Annotated in this window: 18 protein-coding genes; 6 read left to right on the plus strand and 12 right to left on the minus strand. The window is 34.8% G+C overall.

Translation table 11 applies throughout. The annotated features are described in order from the left end of the window. Positions 1–17 precede the first annotated feature (17 nt). The 6 genes from ACGH6S_RS02020 to ACGH6S_RS02045 all read right to left on the minus strand — a co-directional run bounded on the left by ACGH6S_RS02020 (position 18) and on the right by ACGH6S_RS02045 (position 5,722). Positions 18–1,259 carry an MFS transporter gene (locus tag ACGH6S_RS02020; protein ID WP_051634280.1) on the minus strand — a complete coding sequence of 414 codons (1,242 nt, stop codon included), beginning with the start codon at positions 1,257–1,259 and terminating at the stop codon, positions 18–20. Between the two features lie 183 nt (positions 1,260–1,442). Then, a complete protein-coding gene (locus tag ACGH6S_RS02025) occupies positions 1,443–2,555 on the minus strand; it encodes a JmjC domain-containing protein (protein WP_411578621.1) in 1,113 nt (370 codons plus the stop codon). Beyond that, complete coding sequence (locus ACGH6S_RS02030; RefSeq protein WP_085165718.1) at positions 2,545–3,330, minus strand: YchF/TatD family DNA exonuclease; 786 nt, start codon at positions 3,328–3,330, stop codon at positions 2,545–2,547. Before ACGH6S_RS02030 ends, ACGH6S_RS02025 begins: the two co-directional genes overlap by 11 nt. A gap of 22 nt (positions 3,331–3,352) precedes the next feature. Next, positions 3,353–4,522 carry a lipopolysaccharide assembly protein LapB gene (gene lapB, locus ACGH6S_RS02035; RefSeq protein WP_085165716.1) on the minus strand — a complete coding sequence of 390 codons (1,170 nt, stop codon included), beginning with the start codon at positions 4,520–4,522 and terminating at the stop codon, positions 3,353–3,355. Positions 4,523–4,534: 12 nt separating this feature from the next. Beyond that, positions 4,535–4,840, minus strand: coding sequence for a LapA family protein (locus ACGH6S_RS02040; protein WP_034914045.1), 306 nt, complete (start codon positions 4,838–4,840; stop codon positions 4,535–4,537). Between the two features lie 162 nt (positions 4,841–5,002). Then, positions 5,003–5,722, minus strand: coding sequence for a phosphatase PAP2 family protein (locus ACGH6S_RS02045; protein WP_296300926.1), 720 nt, complete (start codon positions 5,720–5,722; stop codon positions 5,003–5,005). A gap of 106 nt (positions 5,723–5,828) precedes the next feature. Between ACGH6S_RS02045 and ribA the strand changes: the two genes are divergently transcribed. Then, positions 5,829–6,440 carry a GTP cyclohydrolase II gene (gene ribA / locus ACGH6S_RS02050; RefSeq protein WP_034914165.1) on the plus strand — a complete coding sequence of 204 codons (612 nt, stop codon included), beginning with the start codon at positions 5,829–5,831 and terminating at the stop codon, positions 6,438–6,440. A 180-nt stretch (positions 6,441–6,620) separates the two neighbouring features. On the opposite strand, the gene ACGH6S_RS02055 is transcribed toward ribA, so the two are convergent. From ACGH6S_RS02055 to zipA, 4 genes are all read right to left on the minus strand, one after another. Then, positions 6,621–6,809 carry a 2-hydroxymuconate tautomerase gene (locus tag ACGH6S_RS02055; RefSeq protein ID WP_085165713.1) on the minus strand — a complete coding sequence of 63 codons (189 nt, stop codon included), beginning with the start codon at positions 6,807–6,809 and terminating at the stop codon, positions 6,621–6,623. A 9-nt stretch (positions 6,810–6,818) separates the two neighbouring features. Beyond that, positions 6,819–7,337 carry an S-ribosylhomocysteine lyase gene (gene luxS / locus ACGH6S_RS02060; RefSeq protein ID WP_174799439.1) on the minus strand — a complete coding sequence of 173 codons (519 nt, stop codon included), beginning with the start codon at positions 7,335–7,337 and terminating at the stop codon, positions 6,819–6,821. Positions 7,338–7,407: 70 nt separating this feature from the next. Next, complete coding sequence (ligA, locus tag ACGH6S_RS02065) at positions 7,408–9,486, minus strand: NAD-dependent DNA ligase LigA (RefSeq protein WP_174799440.1); 2,079 nt, start codon at positions 9,484–9,486, stop codon at positions 7,408–7,410. Positions 9,487–9,605: 119 nt separating this feature from the next. Next, positions 9,606–10,520, minus strand: coding sequence for a cell division protein ZipA (gene zipA / locus ACGH6S_RS02070; protein ID WP_174799441.1), 915 nt, complete (start codon positions 10,518–10,520; stop codon positions 9,606–9,608). 409 nt (positions 10,521–10,929) lie between these two features. Between zipA and ACGH6S_RS02075 the strand changes: the two genes are divergently transcribed. Next, complete coding sequence (locus ACGH6S_RS02075) at positions 10,930–12,138, plus strand: efflux RND transporter periplasmic adaptor subunit (RefSeq protein ID WP_065589297.1); 1,209 nt, start codon at positions 10,930–10,932, stop codon at positions 12,136–12,138. Between the two features lie 18 nt (positions 12,139–12,156). Further along, a complete protein-coding gene (locus ACGH6S_RS02080; RefSeq protein WP_174799442.1) occupies positions 12,157–15,351 on the plus strand; it encodes an efflux RND transporter permease subunit in 3,195 nt (1,064 codons plus the stop codon). Positions 15,352–15,515: 164 nt separating this feature from the next. Here ACGH6S_RS02080 and ruvC read toward each other — a convergent pair whose 3' ends face one another. Together ruvC and ACGH6S_RS02090 are read right to left on the minus strand one after the other, a co-directional pair. Further along, positions 15,516–16,004 carry a crossover junction endodeoxyribonuclease RuvC gene (gene ruvC / locus ACGH6S_RS02085; protein ID WP_034914152.1) on the minus strand — a complete coding sequence of 163 codons (489 nt, stop codon included), beginning with the start codon at positions 16,002–16,004 and terminating at the stop codon, positions 15,516–15,518. Beyond that, positions 16,004–16,747, minus strand: coding sequence for a YebC/PmpR family DNA-binding transcriptional regulator (locus tag ACGH6S_RS02090; protein ID WP_065560314.1), 744 nt, complete (start codon positions 16,745–16,747; stop codon positions 16,004–16,006). The genes ruvC and ACGH6S_RS02090 overlap by 1 nt, the downstream gene beginning before the upstream one ends. 766 nt (positions 16,748–17,513) lie before the next feature. Here ACGH6S_RS02090 and murB point away from each other — a divergent pair. From murB to birA, 3 genes are read left to right on the plus strand one after another with little or no spacing between them, the layout of a single operon-like run. Next, positions 17,514–18,524 (plus strand): UDP-N-acetylmuramate dehydrogenase, encoded by a 1,011-nt coding sequence (murB, locus tag ACGH6S_RS02095; protein WP_174799443.1) that lies wholly within the window; start codon positions 17,514–17,516, stop codon positions 18,522–18,524. Between the two features lie 58 nt (positions 18,525–18,582). Then, positions 18,583–19,725 carry an MFS transporter gene (locus ACGH6S_RS02100; protein WP_065560337.1) on the plus strand — a complete coding sequence of 381 codons (1,143 nt, stop codon included), beginning with the start codon at positions 18,583–18,585 and terminating at the stop codon, positions 19,723–19,725. Beyond that, positions 19,700–20,653 carry a bifunctional biotin--[acetyl-CoA-carboxylase] ligase/biotin operon repressor BirA gene (gene birA, locus ACGH6S_RS02105; RefSeq protein ID WP_174799444.1) on the plus strand — a complete coding sequence of 318 codons (954 nt, stop codon included), beginning with the start codon at positions 19,700–19,702 and terminating at the stop codon, positions 20,651–20,653. Before ACGH6S_RS02100 ends, birA begins: the two co-directional genes overlap by 26 nt. Positions 20,654–20,710 lie beyond the last annotated feature (57 nt).

The raw sequence follows: 20,710 nt of genomic DNA on the forward strand, positions 1-20,710 counted from the left end.
ACCCTGTTTTTTTTGAGTTATTCTAGTTCTTTACCTTTTGTTTCGGGTATTAAAAATACAAATGCAGCCGCTGATAATAAATAAGCAGCAGACAGTAAAGCTAATGCGTAGCTAATTGAATAAACAGTAGCTAAATATGCAATTAAAACTTGCGATATTCCTGCAATTCCTCGACCTACATTGAAAATAATATTTTCAGCACTTGAACGGGCATCTGTTGGGTAATGTTCAGCAAGCAATGCACCATATCCGCCCATCATGCCATTTACAAAAAAGCCAATTGCTGAACCAAATATGATTAATATAAACATATCAGTTTGATGAAAATAAAACCAAATTGAAACTGCCGAAACGAATAAAAATAGGATATAAGAAGGACGGCGACCAAATTTATCACATAACCAACCAAAAATTAAGATCCCTAATGACATACCAATTGTTGTTGAAATGGTCCAGAACATTGTATTTTTGAATGGCAATTTGAGTTCAGTTGCAATCATATTTGGCATCCAAACCATGAGCCCATAAAAACCAAAATTTTGTACTGCACAGGCAATAGTTAACCCTATTGTAGTTGCTACGGTTCGAGGATTTTTAAATAATTTGCCAATGGCTATTTTATTTTTATTTTGGGCTTTTAAATTTTGCCAGATTTCTGGCTCTTTTAGGCCTTTACGTGTCCAAGCAACAAATAGCGCTGGTAGTACTCCCATGGCAAAAGCCCAGCGCCAACCATAAATTTCACCAATAAAATTAACGGTCAATGCGGCTAAAATGATACCTACTTGAAAGCCTAATGCTACAATAGATGTTGCTCTTGAGCGTTTATTTTTAGGCCAGCTTTCAGAAACTAAAGTCATACCAATTCCAAATTCACCACCAAGACCAAGACCACTTAAAAAGCGAAATATTAAAAAGCATTCATAGTTAGGTGAAATTGCACATAACCCAGTGAAAAGAGAAAATATTAAAATAGTCCATGAAAAGACTCTTACTCGACCATATTTATCGGCAAGGATACCAAATAAAATACCGCCTAATACGGCGCCAAGTAAGGTTACTGATGTTAAGGTTCCTAAATCAGCTTTAGTTAGGTTAAAGCTGGTCGAGATTAGACTAAAACATACACCTAAAATCATCATATCCATGCCATCAAGTGCGTAACCGACAGTGGATGCAAAAAGGGTTCTTTTTTGATACGGGGTTGTGTGTTCGTTTTCACTTTCTGCTTGCAAGGCTGTGTTTGCTTCAGTTTTCATGTATACCTCTAGTTTTTAAAAATAGATGTTACTTAAAATTTGCGTTTTATGATGTTTAATTTGTGATTAAACGGAGGGTAAATTAAAGCGGGGCAAGTATATACTTAAAACTAGTAAAAAGCCAAGCTTAATGCCCTAGACAATCGTTTTATCTGCCGATTTTGTTATCGGCAGTTGATTTATTTAATCTTCAGCAAAGTGCCAATAACCTTTGTTGACAAGATCAAGCATGACTTTAAGTGTGTTTTTATCCTGCAACTGTTCGTAATTAAGTGTTTCAGTTTCACAAAGTAGATCAATGATAGGCATTGGTAAGTCAATTTTTTCACCATGAATATAGCCAAAATTGCCTACTTTAAAAATTCGAATGCTTAGTACACGGTTTAGTTCTGCTCCAGCTTTTAGTAATAATTCAAATTCTTCATAATTGTATGGTGGTTCAACTTGTACAATATTTAGATCGTGCATTGGTAGAGTAATGTATTTGCCAAACCAATCGTTAAATAATGTAGGTGTTTTGATTAGGTCGATAATTTGATTTTGTACTTTTGTTAGTTCATAAGGTTGAATGCGATGAGGATCATTAGGTAGCTTTAAATCTGGATCTTGATAAAAAACACTAATTGGTAGGTTATCAATGACATAATCAGCAAAGCTACTTAATAGTTGTTGTGATGTTTGTGTCATAAAGCCAACGGAATAACTTAATGATTCTCCAATGGATATACCATTATGCGGACAACCTGTTGGAATGTATAGAATGTCGCCTGTGGTGAGCTCTTCGTCAATGATTGGTTGATATTCTTCGACATGTAATAATGCTTTGTGTGCATTAAATTGTTTATAATTTGGATCGCCATTGCCTACTTGCCAACGCCTGCTACCCATGCCTTGAATAATAAATACATCATAATTATCAATATGAGGTCCAACTCCAGCGCCTTGGGTTGCGTAAGAAATCATTAGATCATCAAATTGCCATTGTGGAAGGCATTTAAACGGCTTAAGTAAGGTCGCTGCTTGTTCATGCCAATGGTCAACGGCTTGTACTAGCAAACTCCAATGATCTTCACCTAAGTTATCGTATTGAGTAAATGGTCCGAATTTAGCATCCCAAACACCATCTTTATTAGAAACAATTCGGCTATCAATTTCTTCTTCCATCGCTAAACCAGCTAATTCGTCTGGTGTTATGGGATCGATAAAATTAACAAATGCTTTGCGTAAGATTACCGGTTTTTTTTGCCAATAGTTTGTTAAAAAATCATCCCAATCAATAGTTAATTTATAATTCATTTAATTTTCCTTGAAGATTGAATAACTGGCAAAAATTATGGGTGGTTTTTTGGGCTATATCCTCTAAAGAAACACCTTTTAAAGCAGATAAATATTGCGCAACTACACGAACATACGCTGGTTGGTTTTCTTTACCTCGATATGGCACGGGGGCAAGATAAGGTGAGTCAGTTTCGACCAAAATACGATCAAGTGGAACATATTTAGCAACTTCGCGTAAGGCCTCGGCATTTTTAAAGGTGATAATCCCTGAAAAGGAAATATAAAAACCAAGATCCAATAGTTGTTTTGCTGTTTCGATATCTTCTGTAAAACAGTGCAAAACACCAGAGTGGACATGCTCTTCTTTTAAAATTCTTAAAGTGTCTTCTTTAGCATTACGTGTATGGACAATAATGGGTTTGCTTAGCTTTCGCCCTAATCGGATATGTTCTTTAAATATAGTTTGTTGTAGTTCTAAGTTGTCTTGTTGGTAGTAATAATCAAGTCCTGTTTCACCAAGGGCAATGACATTATCTTCTTGTGCTAAGGTTTGAAAGCGTTCAGCATCGTAGGTTTCGTCATCAAGATTAAGTGGATGAATCCCACATGAGAAAGAGCATTGAGTTTGATAAGGTGTAAGCTTATGTTTCATCGATTCATAGCCAGATAGTGTTGTTGCCACGCTTAGGCAATGTTTAACGCTATTGTTGATAGCTTCTTGTAAAACATCTTTGATGGATTTAGTACTAAAGTCTAAACTATCTAAATGACAGTGAGAATCAATTAAAAACATAAAAATCTCTTCTTTATTTATCTTAATGTTGTTCAAAATCACGAACAGGTTTTATTGTTGACCATGAACGGCAAGCAGGGCATAACCAGTAGAGTGAGTTAACTGTGAATCCACATTTTTGGCATCGATAATTGGGTACCGCTTTTATTTGTTCGCCAACCATGTTGCGTAAAAGTAAAAGGCTTTCTTTAGCTTTACCTTGTTCTGCATCAGCAACATGATAGTTCATTAATCGATAAAAACCTTTTAAATTAGGGTGTTTCAGTAATTCTCGATACATATAGTATTGTGCAGTGTCTAGACCTTTTTCTTTTTCGATAACATCAGCAAGCATTAATTCAGCAACATTACCTGTATCTTGATCGACACATATTTGTAAAAATTCTTGAAATTCATATTGATTATTTAGCTTTAGGTAACACTCTTTTAATGCAGGTAATGCTTCGCCAATAAAAGCTTTGTCCTGCTGTAATATTTGCTGAAAAGATTTGATAGCTTGCTCAGTTTTGTTTTGTACCATAAGAACTTGCCCCAACATGAGTGAAGTACGAGCACATTTAGTGTCTGCCATTGCTGATTTTTGTAATAGACTATTGGCTTTATCGAGATCATCATTATCAATCGCTATTGACGCCAATTCACAATAAAATTGTGCAATATCGGTTTTGTATTTTACATTACCAAGTTTGACCAATTTAGTTGCCATGTTGATGGCATTTATCCATTCACTGGTTGATTGATATATGATGATAAGTTGCTGTAATGCATGCTGTTGAAAGTCTTCTTCATCAATTAATTGTAAAAATGTCTCTTCAGCACGATCGTAAAATCCTGCAACCATGTAATCTCGACCTAGTTGTTGAATAGCTAATAGTCTCTGTTCGAATGTTAAAGATGAACTTTCTAATAGCGCTTGATGAATACGGATAGCACGATCAACTTCGCCTCGAGAGCGAAATAAATTGCCCAATGTTAAATGGGCCTCAAGTGTGCCATCATCTTCTTTTAACATGTCTAAGAAAAGATCGACAGCTTTGTCTTTTTGATTTGATAAAAGAAAATTCAAACCATCAACATATTCACGAGATAGCCGATTAGATTGATTTAGATGTTTCTGTTTTGCATTTCTGTCACCCATATACCAACCGTATGCGGCGGCAATAGGAAGTAACAAAAATAACAGTTCAAACATAGTAACCTATTCTTAATTAGTTTTAGTTGTGTTTATTTGCTGATTATTAGCCATGCCTTCATCATATTTTTTTTGTAATTTATTTAGTTTACGTTTTGTTGATGAGTGCTGTAATTTAGATTTTAGAAAGAAAATACCGGTTAATATCCAACCAACAATAAACCCCGAACCAAATAAAATAGCTAATAAGACTGATAAGCGGGTTTCAGTTTTAGCCACCAAATAATTGAATGTTACTATTTGATCATTAGCCGAACCTATTGCTATTGAGATGGCAAAGATGATAATTATCAATAAAATTGATATAACAAATTTCATAATGTTGACCTTTCTTTTTTTTGTTTTAGTTAAACTCTTTAGTTTATTATACTCTTCTATTCTTATAATTTCTTTTTGCATTTGGCTAGTTAGATTATTAACTGTATTGCCTAAAAATAATATTGTTTGTTGTAAATGTCACTTTCTCAAAATATTTAATAATCATTTGTCTACTATATGCCATTTTCTAGCATAAAAATAGCAAATTAATGAGATTATCCATGCGATTAATATACTTGTTATTAGATCAATAGGACTATGCATGCCTAATAATAACCGGCTTAATTCAATTAATATTGACCAAATAATGATAGAAGATACTATCATATAATGTTGTCTAAATTTTAGTAATATTAAGGCCAATAGTGCCCAAGTTACAGCTAACAAGGTATGCCCAGAAGGAAAAGCATATCCCGTTTCATTTTGCCAGTGGCTTGATAACCAACTGGGGATTGTTGATGAATTGTTAAATAATTGATGAATAATTTCTTTTCTTTCTGAACGTGATTTCGAATAAAATTGTTGATCACTAATATTATATTCCTGAGCCATCCAAAGTACATAAGGCCGTGATTCAGCGGTTTGTGATTTTAAAAAGCTTTTAATTATTTGCCCACTTAATATTGCACTCACAAGAAGCAACCATAATAATATGATTCTTTTTTTTGTTTTTTGGGGTAATAGCAGACAAAGTACAATGAATAAAATTGTTGAGGTGATAATTCCCCAAGGAAAACTTGCTGTTTCAGTTATTAAAAATAAACATTTAGATGTATTATTTAAGGTTGCTGGTTGCCAATGCCAATTTATGGCTATAATAGTAAAAGGAACAGCTAAGAAAATAGCCAATAAGACTATTGTTTTTTTTATTACTAACCTCATTTATAAACTCAATTAAGTATAAATTGCTTTTGCTTAATATTTTAGCATAGAAGATAAATTTATTTTTATAAAATCTTATTTATCGTTATTGAAAACGGAGATAATAATGCAATTAAAACGTGTTGCACAAGCGAAATTGCCGACGCCTTGGGGGTGTTTCATTATTGTTGGATTTGAAGAAATTGCAACAAAAAAGGATCATGCCGCATTAGTATTTGGTGATATATCTGGCGATACACCAGTTCTCACAAGAATTCATTCTGAATGCTTAACAGGCGATGCGCTTTTTAGCTTACGCTGTGATTGTGGTTTTCAGTTAGAAGCAGCCTTAAAACAAATTGCAAAGGAGGGTAAAGGGATTTTAATTTATCACCGGCAAGAAGGACGTAATATTGGTTTATTGAATAAAATCAGAGCTTATGCGCTACAAGATCAAGGCTTGGACACGGTTGAAGCTAATGAGCAATTGGGGTTTGCAGCAGACGAACGCGATTTCACTCTATGCGCAGATATGCTAACTTTATTAGGTGTATCACAAATTCGCTTATTAACCAACAATCCCGAGAAAATACGAGTGCTTGAACAATCAGGAATTAAAATTATACAACGGGTGCCATTGGAAGTTGGTGGAAATCCAAACAATGAGCATTATCTAGAAACAAAAGCAAATAAAATGGGACACTTACTTCATTTGCATCACTATAATTGCAATCACTAAAAATTTAAGTTAACTAAGAGAACTTATTGGTTTGTAATTGAATTTATCCAAAATAGTAAAAATGTTTAAATAAAAACTCAAAATAGAAAATATTATTTTGAGTTTTTATTACTTGATAATAAGAGAAAAATTTTAATTTAGGTTTATGTGATAATTGTCAATTGTTTGGCACCTTTAAAATCAATTTTTATCGCTGCGTAGCACACCACCATTAGCAATCTGATCTTTAGATAATTCGTGCATTATGATTTGTACTGCTTCTGGTTTACAGTTAAGGGTTTCAACGATGGCATTAGTTACCCGTTTTGCCATTTCTCTTTTTTGCTCTACAGTGCGACCTTCTAAAAAGTCTATAACGACATTAGGCATAGATACCTCCTAGTGATTATTAATTTGGGCAAGTTGCTCATCAGTTAATGCGATTTCATCATTATGGCATATGCTAATGCCAGATTTTATAATTTGTTCAGCAATGCCCTTAGCTTCATCTAATGAGTGCATTTTATAGGTACCACATTGATACTCATTCAATTCAGGAATCTGATTTTGTGATTTAACATTTAATACGTTATGCATTGATTTTAGCCATGCATCGACAACTAATGCCTCATTAGGATTACCAATTAAGCTCATATAAAAGCCTGTACGACATCCCATTGGTGAAATATCGATTATTTCAACTTTATCACTGTTAAGATGATCGCGCATAAAACCAGCAAATAAATGTTCTAATGTATGAATTCCTTTTTCTGGAAGGTTGTTTTTATTTGGAATGGTAAAGCGTAGATCAAACACAGTAATGCTGTCACCTTTTGGGGTCACCATTGTTTTTGCAATTCGCACAAAGGGTGCTTTCATTTTTGTGTGATCAACTTTAAAACTGTCTAGTAAAGGCATAATGTCCTCCTTGTTATTTGATAATTGTTATTCTAATCAATTTACTAATAAGTACCAGTAGATTTGATATTTACTGATCAAGTAAATTTATTAATTCTTGCTCATCAATAACTTTTATTCCTAGTTCTTGAGCCTTATTAAGTTTAGAGCCTGCTGCTTCTCCTGCAATGACTAGATCAGTATTTTTCGAAACACTGCCTGTTACTTTGGCTCCTAGTTGCTTTAATTTATCTTTGGCTTCATCTCGTGTTAAAACCGACAATGTACCAGTTAATACTACAGTTTTTCCTGAAAAAGGTGAGTTAATGGCGATCTCTTGTACCTGTGGAATGACATCTTGCCAGTGAATGCCTACTTCATTACTGGTTAGTTGTTCAATTACATTGCGATTATGTGGTTCTTGAAAAAAGTCAATAATGCTTTCTGCAATGACGGCACCAATTTCGTTTACTGATTGTAGTTTTTCTAGTGAGGCATTCTCAATTGCTGATAAACTACCAAGTTGGTTAACAAGATTTTCGGCAGTAACTTCACCAACATTCGGGATTCCAAGCGCAAATATAAAGCGGCTTAATGTAGTATTTTTAGATAATTCTAGTGCATTTAATAAGTTATTGGCAGATTTTTCCCCAATTTTATCTAAACTACATAGTGTTGGTAGATTTAGTTTATATAAATCTGCAGGTGTTTTGACATATTCTTTATCAACCAGTTGTTCAATAATTTTTTCGCCCATACCATCAACATTCATTGCTCGCCGTGAAACAAAATGCTTTAAGGCTTCTTTTCGTTGTGCAGGGCAAATCAAACCTCCAGCACAGCGTGATATCGCTGCACCTTCGTCTCGAACTATTTGCGAGCCACAAATAGGGCAGTGTGTCGGGAAGATGATTTCTTTTGTGTCGGCGGGTCTTCTATCTACTATGACGGCTACTATTTTAGGAATAACGTCACCAGCTCGGCGTATTGTTACATAGTCACCCTCACGGATACCTAATCGGATTATTTCATCGCTATTATGTAATGTCGCATTGCTCACAATAACGCCAGCAACTGATACAGGTTCAAGCCTTGCTACAGGAGTAATTGCACCTGTTCGCCCAACTTGAAAGTCTACTTTATTTAATTTTGTAATTTCTTCTTGAGCCGGATATTTAAATGCTGTGGCCCATCTTGGTGCTCGAGCAACAAATCCAAGCTGATTTTGTAGTTCAATACTATTAACTTTAATTACTACACCATCGATATCAAAATCTAATGACATACGCTGTTCACCAATTAGTTTAAAATAATCTAGAGCGGCTTGCACCCCTTGGCGTTTTTGTACTTTATTACTAACTGGTAACCCCCAAGCTTTAAATTGCATTAAACGATCGTAATGAGTGTCAGGTAATGTGGTACCTTCGACAATACCAACACCATAACAAAAAAATGCTAATGGTCTTTTTGCTGTAATTTTAGGATCTAATTGTCTTAATGAACCAGCGGCTGCATTACGTGGATTGGCAAATACTCTTTCGTTATGCTTTTCTGCATCTGCGTTGAGTTTTTCGAAGCCTTTATGTGTCATAAAGACTTCTCCTCGAACTTCTAATCTAGAAGGGATGTTATCGCCTCTTAGAACTAGTGGAATTGTTTTGATAGTCTTTACATTGGCTGTTATGTCTTCTCCTGTTGTACCATCTCCTCGTGTTGCTGCTTGTAAAAAACGACCATTTTCATAAAGAAGACTGACAGCAAGTCCGTCAAGTTTGAGCTCACAACAATATTCAACCTGTTCAGCATCGTTTAAATGAAGACGATCTTTAACTCGTTTGTTAAATGCAATAAAGCTAGCATCATCAAAGACATTATCTAGTGATAGCATAGGTATTTCATGTTTAATGGATGCAAATTGGGCTAATGGGGAACCACCAACTCGTTGGGTTGGTGAGTCGGAAGTAATAAGATCTGGGTTTTGCTGTTCTAATGTTTGTAGTTGCTTTATTAATTTATCATATTCAACATCGGGAATTTCTGGTGTATCAAGGACATAATAACAGTATTCATGATGTCTAATTAGGTTGCGTAGTGAAGTCAATTGCTTCGCTATGTCTTTATTCAATTCAGGTGTATTTACTGAATTTTTTGTTTCATTATGTAGCGACATGATTATATGCTCTTATTAAAACGAAGGTTTGGGAAAATATTATAAATAGGTTATATTCATTTTTATCCACCAATTCAAGTTGGTGGAATTTTTTAAAAGATTTGCTGAAAAGACTACGGTTAAATTTCGTTACTGACCTTTTTAATACGTTCTTTATAACTGTCTATTTTTTGAGGGGTTAGCATATGATGTTCATCATCTAATACTACACCGTTGACATCGTCAGCTATGCGTTGTGCTGTTTGCAACATTAATTTGAAGTTTTGTTGATTGTTACCCTCTGTAGGCGCAACCATAAAAATAGACACACCAGGTGTAGTAAATTCATACATTGTATCGGGATCCAAATATCCAGGTGTCACCATATTGGCTAAACTAAATAATATTGCTCCATTACCCGCAGGATCTACATGGCGGTGAAAAATTCTCATATCACCGAACTGAAAACCAGATTGCATAATGCTAGCGAGTAACACATCACCTTGTAATAATTTCCCGTTAATGCCTGTGATATTTAATACAATAATTTCGGTTGTGGATTGTTCAGTGTCAATATTTATTTTTTTGGGTTCTTCGTTATGGTTAATTTCATTATTAGTATCTGATGGTTTTTCTTTCGTTGTAAGAATTAAATCAGGGTGTTGTTCATCTTCAAAAAGATCAAGTTCAACATTGATAGCTGGTTCTTTTGTTGTTTCAGCATTAATCTCTTGTTTGTCGTCATTATCAACAAATAAATCTTCTTGTTGAGGTATTTTTTCTTGCTCTTTTGTGAGTTCATTAATAATTACATCGTTTTCAACGGTTTCACTGCTTTTTGTTGTTTTAGGTTTGAGTAAGATAACATCATCATCTTCTTCTATGTCATTCATAGAATAGTTTTGATATTGTTGAGTATTTTTTTCAAATTTTCCTTTTTTATTTGAACTAAAAAGCGAAGAACGTTCTTTTTTATTGATCCAAAACCCATGGATGAGCAATGCAATAATGACCAAGGATGCAACAACAACTAGAACAATACGTAAATTATCCATAATAACCATCTCTGTATTAAATTAAATATAGACTCAAATTATTCAATCATCTTTTGAAAAAGTGATTGCGGAGTACAGTAATGTAAATTTTTTATTCTTTATTAGCAATATGAATTAATATTCATTAAAGCAACCATATTTGATATTTGTAGTATAACATTTTATTTAAGATACTTTATAGCACAAAAAATCAATTACTCTATATTACTTTATTTCTAGCAATAATCCTAATTAGCAATACTTTTTTTAGTATCATAATCTAACTAGCTATTTTTTAGAACTCTGTGCTATTAACTTGTAAAGATACTTACAATCTATGCATATTTTTTGTAAAATCGCCGATTACTTTTAACTAAGATCAATTATTAAAAATTAAAATAATTATTAAGTTTACTGAGGTCATATTTATATGAGATTTAACAAGCTATTATTAGCCTTGCCTGTGGCGTGTGCTAGCCTACTTTTATTAACAAGTTGTGATAATGGCAATTCAAAAAATGGTAATAATAAATTACCGAAGGTAACTGTATTTAAAGTGGAACCATTGAATTACACATTAAAAATTGGTTTACCAGGTAGGGTTGTTGCATCTCAAATTGCTGAAATTAGGCCTCAAGTAGGTGGTATCGTCTTAAAACGCGAGTTTGATGAAAGTTCGAATGTTAAGGCCGGACAATCTCTTTATCAAATAGATCCAGCTATTTATCAAGCTAATTATGATAGTGCGGTAGCAAGTGTTGCTAGCGCTAAAGCGAATGCAAATATTGCTCAACTTACTCTTAAGCGTTACGCTGGATTATTAAATACTAAATCAATCAGCCAACAAGATTACGATAAAGCAGCTGCAGATGCTAAACAGGCTGAAGCTGCAGTATTAGTTGCACAAGCAGCTGAGCATACAGCTAAAGTCAATTTAGAATATACAAAAGTGTATTCACCAATTGATGGGTATATAGGTAAATCAAGTGTGACTGAAGGGGCATTAGTGTCGGCAGGTCAATCGACACCACTTGCACTAGTTCAACAACTAGACCCAATTTATGTCGATATGACAGAAGCGGCTACCCGTTATAATAAATATATTCAGGATGAAAACGTAATTTATGAACCAGTAAAAGGTAATAATGTCGAATTATACTTTAATGATGGTTCTAAATACGCTTATCCAGGTAGTGTAAAATTTTCTGATATGACTGTAAATGAAACAACGGGTACAGTAACTTTGCGGTCACAATTTACAAATAGTGAAGGGAAAATTTTACCCGGCATGTTTGTTAAGCCTCAGTTGACATTAGGCTATATCAAAAATGCAGTGCTTGTTCCACAGCAAGGAATTACCAGCAATAAGTTAGGGCAATATACTGCAAAAATTTTGAAACCTGATAATACAGTAGAGTATCGACAAGATATTCAAGTATACACAGGAGTTGGTGGTTATTGGGTTGTAACAAAGGGAATTAACATTGGTGAAGAGGTTATTATTACTGGATTACTTAATTTAACTTCTGTTGAAAAACCTCAAAAAGATGCTCCACCTATGAAAGTAGAAAAAGTCGGAGATCCTAATACACTTTCACAAGAACAATTAGACAGTATCATAAAAAACAGTGTGAAATAAAACAGGAGTAGGTGAATTATGGCTAAGTTTTTTATTGATAGACCTGTTTTTGCATGGGTAATTGCTATCATGATGATGCTAGGAGGTGCTTTATGTATCAAGCTACTAGCTGTTGAGCAGTATCCTGACATTGCCCCTCCTGCTGTAACTGTTAGTGCTGTTTACCCAGGTGCCGATGCACAGACCATCGAAAATACTGTTACTCAGTTGATTGAACAGAATTTAACTGGATTGGATAATCTAATTTATATGAAATCAACCAGTAGTGCACAAGGTGTTGTTCAAACGACGTTAACCTTTGCTCCTGGAACTAATCCCGATTTTGCTCAAGTACAAGTGTTAAATAAAGTAGAGAGTATTAAATCAAGGCTACCAGAAAGTGTGCAAAAAAATGGTGTTTCTGTTGCAAAAAATAACACCAATTTTTTAAAGGTTGTGGGTTTTTATTCAACAAATCCTAAAAAAACACAAGCAGATATTGCTGATTTTGTTTATTCAACTGTGCAAGATCAGATTAGACGTGTACAGGGTGTAGGTGATACTCAATTGTTTGGCTCTGAATATGCAATGCGTATTTGGCTTGATCCAAATAAATTGACCTATTTTAATTTATCAATTGAAGAAATCATTGCGGCTATTCAAGCACAAAATGCGCAAGTAACAGCAGGGCAATTAGGTGCCTTACCATCAACAGATGGACAAGAACTCAATGCGACAATTACAGCTCAATCACGTTTAAAAACACCCGAACAATTCCAAAATATTTTAGTGCGTGTAAATACAGATGGTTCTAATCTTTTATTAAAAGATATAGCAACGGTTGAAATTGGTGCGTCTGATTATAACTTTATTTCTTATTATGATGGTAAAGCATCTGCAGGTCTTGGTATTTATTTGGCAACAGGAGCTAACCAATTAGAAACTTCTGATCAGGTAGATAAAAAATTAGCCGAATTATCAAAAATCTTTCCTGAAGATATTCACTATGCTTATCCGTATGACACAACACCATTTGTAAAATTATCAATTAATAACGTAGTACATACATTGATTGAAGCTATTATTTTAGTTGTTATTGTAATGTATGTCTTTTTACAAAATCTCCGTTCGACACTTATACCGACGATTACCGTACCTGTGGTATTGCTAGGAACTTTTGCTGTTTTGTATATCTGTGGGTTTACGATTAATACATTATCTATGTTTGCAATGGTGCTTGCCATAGGCTTGTTGGTAGATGATGCAATAGTTGTTATTGAGAACGTTGAACGTATTATGCATGATGAAGGTTTATCGCCTTATGATGCAACCGTTAAATCGATGGAACAAATTACTTCAGCGTTGGTTGGTATTGCAGTTGTGTTATCTGCAGTATTCGTTCCTATGGCATTTTATGGAGGTGCAGCGGGTGGAATTTACCGCCAATTTTCAATTACCATTGTAACAGCGATGGCATTATCAGTGTTGATGGCAATTGTATTAACTCCAGCGCTCTGTGTTCAAATTTTAAAAGCACCATCTAAAAGTAAATTAAAAAGAAACTCGTTAGGTGACAAGTTAGAATCTATACCACCATTTAGTTGGTGTTCTGTTGGCACAAAAAAATTCTTTAAATGGTTTAACGAGTTCTATGAAAAAAGTTTACGCCATTATGAAAAAGGTGTAATAAAAGTTGTTCGTTATCCATTAATAGCTTTTGTTTGTTATGCTTTAATTCTAGTTGGATTAATCTTTGGCTTTAATCGGTTACCTACTGGTTTTTTACCTAATGAAGATCAGGGTGTGCTTTTAGTTATGGTTGAGCTACCGCCAGGATCAACTTTAGAGCAAACTATGTCAGTTTTAAATAAAACGGCAAAATTTTATACTGAGCAAAAAGCTGATTCAGTTGAGGAAATATTTACTGTAGCTGGATTTAGTATGGTTGGTCGTGGGCAAAATATGGGGTTAGGCTTTGTTCGATTAAAAAATTGGGAACAACGTAAACGCGCAGATCAAAAAGTTAATGCTTTAGTCGCTAGCGGTTGGGGATTTGCTTCTACTATAACCGAGGGAAGGGTAATTGTTACCAACTTACCAGCTGTTCCAGCATTAGGTATGGCTAATGGTTTTTCTTATGTACTGAAAGATACGGCTAGTTATGGGCATGATGCTTTGGTAGGTGCATTTTTCCAAATGTTGGGTCAAGCTTCTCATCATCCTAAACTGCAACAAGTTAGACCGGGAAGTATGCTAGATGTTCCGCAGTACAAAATTAATGTTGATTTTGAAGCAGCACAAGCATTAGGCGTTTCGGTAAATTCAGTAAATACTGTATTGTCCACAGCTTTAGGTTCTGCTTATATTGACGATTTTGTTTATAATAACCGAGTTAAAAAAGTATACCTACAATCAGATGCACCTTATCGCATGTTGCCAGATGATTTTAGTTACTGGCATGTTAAAAATAAAAATGGTGAAATGGTTCCATATGATGCGTTTGCTACTACGACAAAAACTTATGGATCTCCTTCACTAGTTCGTTATGATGGTGTGGCAGCAATGGAGATAAGTGGTTCAGCTGCTCCAGGCCTGAGTTCTGGGCAAGCAATGGCTGTAATGGAAGAATTATCGAAAAATTTGCCTAAAGGATTTACTTTTGACTGGACTGATATTTCTTATCAAGAACGTCAAACAGGTTCACAAACAACAACTCTTTACATTATTTCGATTATTGTTGTATTTTTATCATTAGCTGCATTGTATGAAAGTTGGACGGTACCGATTTCGATTTTATTCGTTATTCCTCTTGGAATTTTAGGTACAGTATTTGCAACTATGTTTAGAGGGCTTGATAACGATATTTACTTTATTGTAGGACTATTAACGACAATGGGGTTATCTGCTAAAAATGCTATATTGATTGTAGAATTTGCCAAAGATGCCTTGGAAAAAGAGGGTAAATCATTGATTGATGCTACACTTGAAGCTTGTCGTCTGCGCCTACGCCCGATTTTAATGACTTCGTTTGCCTTTATTTTAGGGGTATTACCACTAGCATTAAATAGTGGTGCTGGTTCCGCTAGCCAAAATGCGGTAGGTACTGGTGTAATTGGTGGTATGTTGACAGCAACATTTTTAGCAATATTTTATGTTCCCTTGTTCTTTTTATTTGTAACAAAACTATTTACAAAACATAAAAATAAAGCAGTGTTACCTGTTAACCGTTCTTAAAAGCAATAACTAAATAGCTAGTTTTGGTACATATATGGCCTTGATGTATAGTTCTATAGGTCATATATAACTTAAGCGAGCTATTAAAATAACGAAATGCGCCGTTTTTTTGGCGCATTTTTTATTTATATAGTTGCGTATACGTAAATTGAATTTTGTTATATTTACTTGCGATGCTTTAGTAACTGCTGACTTGTATGGGCGTGGGTGATTGCTATAGCTAAGGCATCAGCGGCATCAGCTTGAGGGCTAGCTGGTAACTTTAATAATAATTTGACCATATGTTGCACTTGCTTTTTATCGGCTGCGCCTGTTCCTACTACACTCTGCTTAACTAAACGAGCTGCGTATTCAAAAACAGGTAAATTATTATTTACAGCAGCAACAATTGCTGCTCCCCTTGCTTGACCTAACTTTAATGCGGAATCGGCATTATGAGCCATAAAAACTTGTTCAATAGCAAACATATCAGGTTGGAATTGTAAAATAATTTCACTAACACCGGCGTATACTCGTTTTAGACGAGTAGGTAAATCATCAACAGCAGTACGAATACATCCGCTACCAAGGTAGGTAAGTTGTCGTCCCGTTTGATGGATTACACCGTAACCCGTCAAACGAGATCCAGGATCGATGCCAAGAATAATGGCCATTAGAGTGTTGCAGCAACCTCGTCAGAAACTTCACCATTATGATAAACTTCTTGAACATCATCACAATCTTCAAGCATATCAATTAAACGTAATAATTTTGGTGCAGATTCAATATCAAGATCGACTTTTGTTGCTGGAATCATTGATACTTCAGCGGCTTCGGCAACTAGCCCAGCAGCATCAAGCGCATCTTTTACTTCACCAAATGATTCTGGTGTAGTAAATACATCAATTGCGCCGTCATCATAAGTCACAACGTCGTCTGCCCCTGCTTCAAGCGCAGCATCCATAACTTGGTCTTCATCAGTACCAGTTGGGTATGAAATAACGCCTTTTTTAGTGAACAAATATGAAACTGAACCATCAGTACCTAAGTTACCACCTGTTTTAGTAAATGCATGGCGTACTTCGGACACAGTTCGATTACGATTATCACTCAGGCATTCAACCATTACAGCTGTGCCAGCAGGACCATAACCTTCATAGATGATCGTTTCCATGTTGCTATCATCTTCCCCACCAACACCCCGCGCAACAGCTCGGTTCATGGTATCACGGGTCATATTATTAGATAACGCTTTATCCATTGCAGCTCGTAATCGAGGGTTTGACGCTGGATCGCCACCACCTAATTTTGCCGCAGTTACTAATTCACGAATAATTTTGGTAAAGATTTTACCCCGTTTTGCATCTTGTGCAGCTTTACGGTGTTTCGTATTGGCCCATTTACTATGACCTGCCATAAAATTCTCCAGATAATAATTAAAAAATCGCTATATTTTAGCAAACATTTACTTAAAATTCATTACTAATATACCGATAAGTTTTTATGTTCTGTAAATTATTCTTTATTAGGAATGATTTAATTTTTACTTATATGTAGGAATCGTGTTGTTCACAGTTGTTAGAGAAGCTACTATAATGAATATACATAAAAAAGCACTAACCTTGTATCACAAATATCCGATATGGCTCCTATATCATCAAGAAAAAATAATTGTCACCGATTCAGCAAACATTTAAAAACGGATAAGGCATCTTTCTACATATTAGGTATACTGAACACTTGCATTTTAAGGACTTCGTCACGCCTAACAATTAATTAAAATATCAAATACAGCTAAAAGCAGTTGCTCTTTCAATAAAAGGAAATAGAAAGACGCTATTAAAGATGGTGTTATAATATAATTTTGCAAAATGCTAATAATAACAATTTGTTATGCTCTGGAGATTGTTAACAGATAATCACTGAAAAATGAAACATTATTGAATGTAGTAACACGTTACAATAAGTTGGCAAGAAATTATATCAGTATGATTGCATTAGTACATTGCATGATGTGACTAAGAATGTAAAGGATGCTTATGATTAATACAAAAGATCAACAGCTCCTAACCAATGTGGTAATATAAACATTAAATACGATAGATCCCAAACTATAAAAATAACCTAAGAAATTGATTGATTTTCGGGCATCTATTTTCACAAAAAATTAAAGGTAGTTATCAATGAAACAAAAAATTCCTAATACATTTGGTTTAACTGTTTTTGCGCAAAACGTTGTTACTGTAACCAGTCCCGAACAATTACAACAGGTTTGGCAAGATAACTCCCAAAATTTACCAATTATGATTATTGGTGAAGGCAGTAACACACTTTTTACCTGTGATTTTGATGGTATTATTATTGTTAATCGTATCAAAGGTATTACCATTAGCGAAACAGAACAAGCATGGCATTTAAAAGTTGGTGCTGGTGAAACTTGGCATGATCTAGTATCAACAACAATCAAGCAGAACATACCAGGACTTGAAAATCTAGCATTAATTCCTGGATGTGTAGGTTCGGCACCGATTCAAAACATTGGTGCTTATGGTGTTGAGTTTCAAAAAGTTGCTGATTATGTGGAGCTACTTGAACTAGCTACAGGCAAAATCATCACTGTAACTGATGGCCAATATGGATATCGTGAAAGTATCTTCAAAAAAGCGTATTTGCAAGGTTATGCTGTTATCAATGTTGGTATAAAATTACCAAAACAGTGGCAGCCAGTTTTAACTTATGGGGAATTGCGAAACTTTGATCCCAAAATTGTTACTGCAAAAATGATATTTGATAAAGTGTGCGAAATTCGTTGTAGTAAATTGCCAGATCCAAAGGTTTTAGGCAATGGTGGAAGTTTTTTTAAAAACCCTGTGATCGATAAAATTGTGGCGGACAAGCTACTTGAAATTTATCCAAACATGCCAATATATCCACAAGCTAATCATCAAACAAAATTAGCCGCAGGTTGGCTTATTGATCAGTGTGGTCTTAAAGGCTACCAAATAGGCGGAGCGGCTGTGCATCAACAACAAGCATTGGTTTTAGTTAATAAAGACCAAGCAACAGCACAAGATGTGGTTGAATTAGCTCGACATATAAAAAAATGTGTATTACAAAAATTCTCGGTGAATTTATCACCCGAAATCCGATTTATCGGCAACTCGGGCGAAATTGATGCAGACAATTATTTATAATTAGCACCAAATTATAATTGCCCGCAAATTTTAACCCATAATTATACGCGATAACATTATGAAACATTCGTATTCATTCCCTATTTTATTAACGAGTTTGCTCTTTGTAACAATCTCGTTGTCAGCATTAAACACACAGGTACCATTGTGGTTAGTGCGTAATGAGTTTTCGCTTGGGCAAATTGGTCTTGTCGGATCAAGTTATTTTACTGGTAACTTGCTAGGTACCATTTTCGCCAATTGGTTTATTAATAAATTCAATGCTCGGCACACATACACCTATAGTTGCATTATTTTTGCCATTGCAACCATTGGATTAAGTTTTTCAATGAATTTTTATAGCTGGATAATGTGGCGATTTTTTATAGGCATTGCTTGTGCGGTCACTTGGGTGGTTATAGAAAGTTGTATATTACTCACTGGCCCTGTACGTACGCGAGGAAAAATGCTGGCAGTTTATTTAACCACTTATTACCTAGGTACGGTTTTAGGGCAAGCTTTGTTGCAGTATTTTCCGCAAAACATATTATATTTTGGATTAGTTATTATGTTACTGATGGGATTAGCAATTTTATTTATTTTGCTGACCCATTATAAATTACCAAAAAGGAAAAAAAGCAGCTTTAACATCATGCCAATGATATTAAATAAACCCTCTCGACTTGGGTTAACTGGTTGTGTTATTGCAGGTATGTTAATTGGATCGTTATATTCACTTTTACCAGCCTATTACTCACATTTAGGATATAGTGATATTCAGGTGGCTAATTGGATGATTTTACTGATTTTATCAGGAGTGATTGCACAAATGCCTGCTAACTGGTGTGCAGACAAATTTGGACGGCAACTTATATTATTAATTGAATCGTTACTAATGTTAATTGCATGTATTATGCTGATATTCAATTGGTTTAATGCGTTGGCGATTATTTTATTAGGCGCCACTATTTACACCATTTATCCCATATCCATGGCTTGGGCTTGCTCGTGTGTTAGAAAGCAAGATATTGTGGCGATGAATCAAGCAATGCTATTAACCAATACATTAGGGAGTTTAGTTGCTCCTGCTGTGATAGCATTTATTATGGATAAAACAAGTAACACCTATTTATTTGTTAGTTTTGCTATAATTTCGTTATACTTTATTATATTATTAGCCCAAAAAAGAGGAACGGATGCGCAGCTACAAAAATCCGCTTAAATTAATTGAAATACTAGCCGATGGTCAATTCCATTCAGGGGAAGAATTGGCAACAATTTTTGGCATAACCCGTGCAGGCATTAATAAATACATCAAACAACTGCGTGAGTGGGGGATTGAGCTAACCTCAATACAGGGTAAAGGCTATTGCTTGGCAGCGCCTCTTAATTTGCTTAATAAAACCAAAATTAACCAGCATTATCAATCGAATAGTCGATGTGAAATATTACCTATTATTGATTCAACTAACCAATATCTACTGGATCGAATTGATCAACTAACATCGGGCGATTGCTGTGTGGCCGAATTTCAATCCAAAGCACGGGGAAGGCGAGGGCGAAAATGGTTTTCACCTTTTGGCACTAATCTATACTTTTCAATGTATTGGCGACTAGAACAAGGCGTAGCGGCGGCAATGGGATTGAGTTTAGTTGTTGGTATTGTTATTGCTGACACCTTACGTACATTATCTGGCCAAGACATCAAAGTTAAATGGCCAAACGATCTATATCTTAACGATCAAAAACTAGCTGGTATTTTAGTTGAGCTTGCAGGTAAAACTGGCGACTGTGCCCATGTTGTGATTGGTGTTGGCGTCAATTTAACCATGACAAACCCGGATACCAACATAGTTAACCAAAAATGGGCTAATTTAGGCAATGTTGATCGTAACTTATTAGTTGCGCAGGTTGCCAAAACCTTAAAAAGTCAATTAATAGAATTTGAAAAACATGGTTTAGTGCCATTTATTAATGATTGGAATAGACTAGATAACTTTGTTAACCGTCCTGTAAAACTATTAATTGGCGATAATATTATTCAAGGAATAGCAAAAGGTATAAATGACCAAGGAGCCTTATTGTTAGAACAAAATGGTAAAATTGAAGCTCATATTGGTGGCGAAATCTCATTAAGAAGTGATGAATAATAACCTAACAATCATTTAAAGAACCTATTCCACTTGCTACAAGTGAAATAGGTTAAT

This window comes from Gilliamella sp. BG3, from assembly GCF_046635605.1.
In the GTDB taxonomy this organism is placed as follows: Bacteria; Pseudomonadota; Gammaproteobacteria; order Enterobacterales; family Orbaceae; genus Gilliamella; species Gilliamella bombi.

Bases quoted from the DNA above. Each gene is read 5' to 3' on its own strand.
- ACGH6S_RS02075 (WP_065589297.1), top strand. From the start codon at position 10,930: ATGAGATTTAACAAGCTATTATTAGCCTTGCCTGTGGCGTGTGCTAGC.
- ACGH6S_RS02090 (WP_065560314.1), bottom strand. From the start codon at position 16,747: ATGGCAGGTCATAGTAAATGGGCCAATACGAAACACCGTAAAGCTGCA.
- luxS (WP_174799439.1), bottom strand. From the start codon at position 7,337: ATGCCTTTACTAGACAGTTTTAAAGTTGATCACACAAAAATGAAAGCA.
- ACGH6S_RS02020 (WP_051634280.1), bottom strand. From the start codon at position 1,259: ATGAAAACTGAAGCAAACACAGCCTTGCAAGCAGAAAGTGAAAACGAA.
- birA (WP_174799444.1), top strand. From the start codon at position 19,700: ATGCGCAGCTACAAAAATCCGCTTAAATTAATTGAAATACTAGCCGAT.
- lapB (WP_085165716.1), bottom strand. From the start codon at position 4,522: ATGTTTGAACTGTTATTTTTGTTACTTCCTATTGCCGCCGCATACGGT.
- zipA (WP_174799441.1), bottom strand. From the start codon at position 10,520: ATGGATAATTTACGTATTGTTCTAGTTGTTGTTGCATCCTTGGTCATT.
- ACGH6S_RS02055 (WP_085165713.1), bottom strand. From the start codon at position 6,809: ATGCCTAATGTCGTTATAGACTTTTTAGAAGGTCGCACTGTAGAGCAA.
- ACGH6S_RS02030 (WP_085165718.1), bottom strand. From the start codon at position 3,330: ATGTTTTTAATTGATTCTCACTGTCATTTAGATAGTTTAGACTTTAGT.
- ACGH6S_RS02045 (WP_296300926.1), bottom strand. From the start codon at position 5,722: ATGAGGTTAGTAATAAAAAAAACAATAGTCTTATTGGCTATTTTCTTA.
- ACGH6S_RS02080 (WP_174799442.1), top strand. From the start codon at position 12,157: ATGGCTAAGTTTTTTATTGATAGACCTGTTTTTGCATGGGTAATTGCT.
- ribA (WP_034914165.1), top strand. From the start codon at position 5,829: ATGCAATTAAAACGTGTTGCACAAGCGAAATTGCCGACGCCTTGGGGG.
- murB (WP_174799443.1), top strand. From the start codon at position 17,514: ATGAAACAAAAAATTCCTAATACATTTGGTTTAACTGTTTTTGCGCAA.
- ACGH6S_RS02100 (WP_065560337.1), top strand. From the start codon at position 18,583: ATGAAACATTCGTATTCATTCCCTATTTTATTAACGAGTTTGCTCTTT.
- ligA (WP_174799440.1), bottom strand. From the start codon at position 9,486: ATGTCGCTACATAATGAAACAAAAAATTCAGTAAATACACCTGAATTG.
- ACGH6S_RS02040 (WP_034914045.1), bottom strand. From the start codon at position 4,840: ATGAAATTTGTTATATCAATTTTATTGATAATTATCATCTTTGCCATC.
- ruvC (WP_034914152.1), bottom strand. From the start codon at position 16,004: ATGGCCATTATTCTTGGCATCGATCCTGGATCTCGTTTGACGGGTTAC.
- ACGH6S_RS02025 (WP_411578621.1), bottom strand. From the start codon at position 2,555: ATGAATTATAAATTAACTATTGATTGGGATGATTTTTTAACAAACTAT.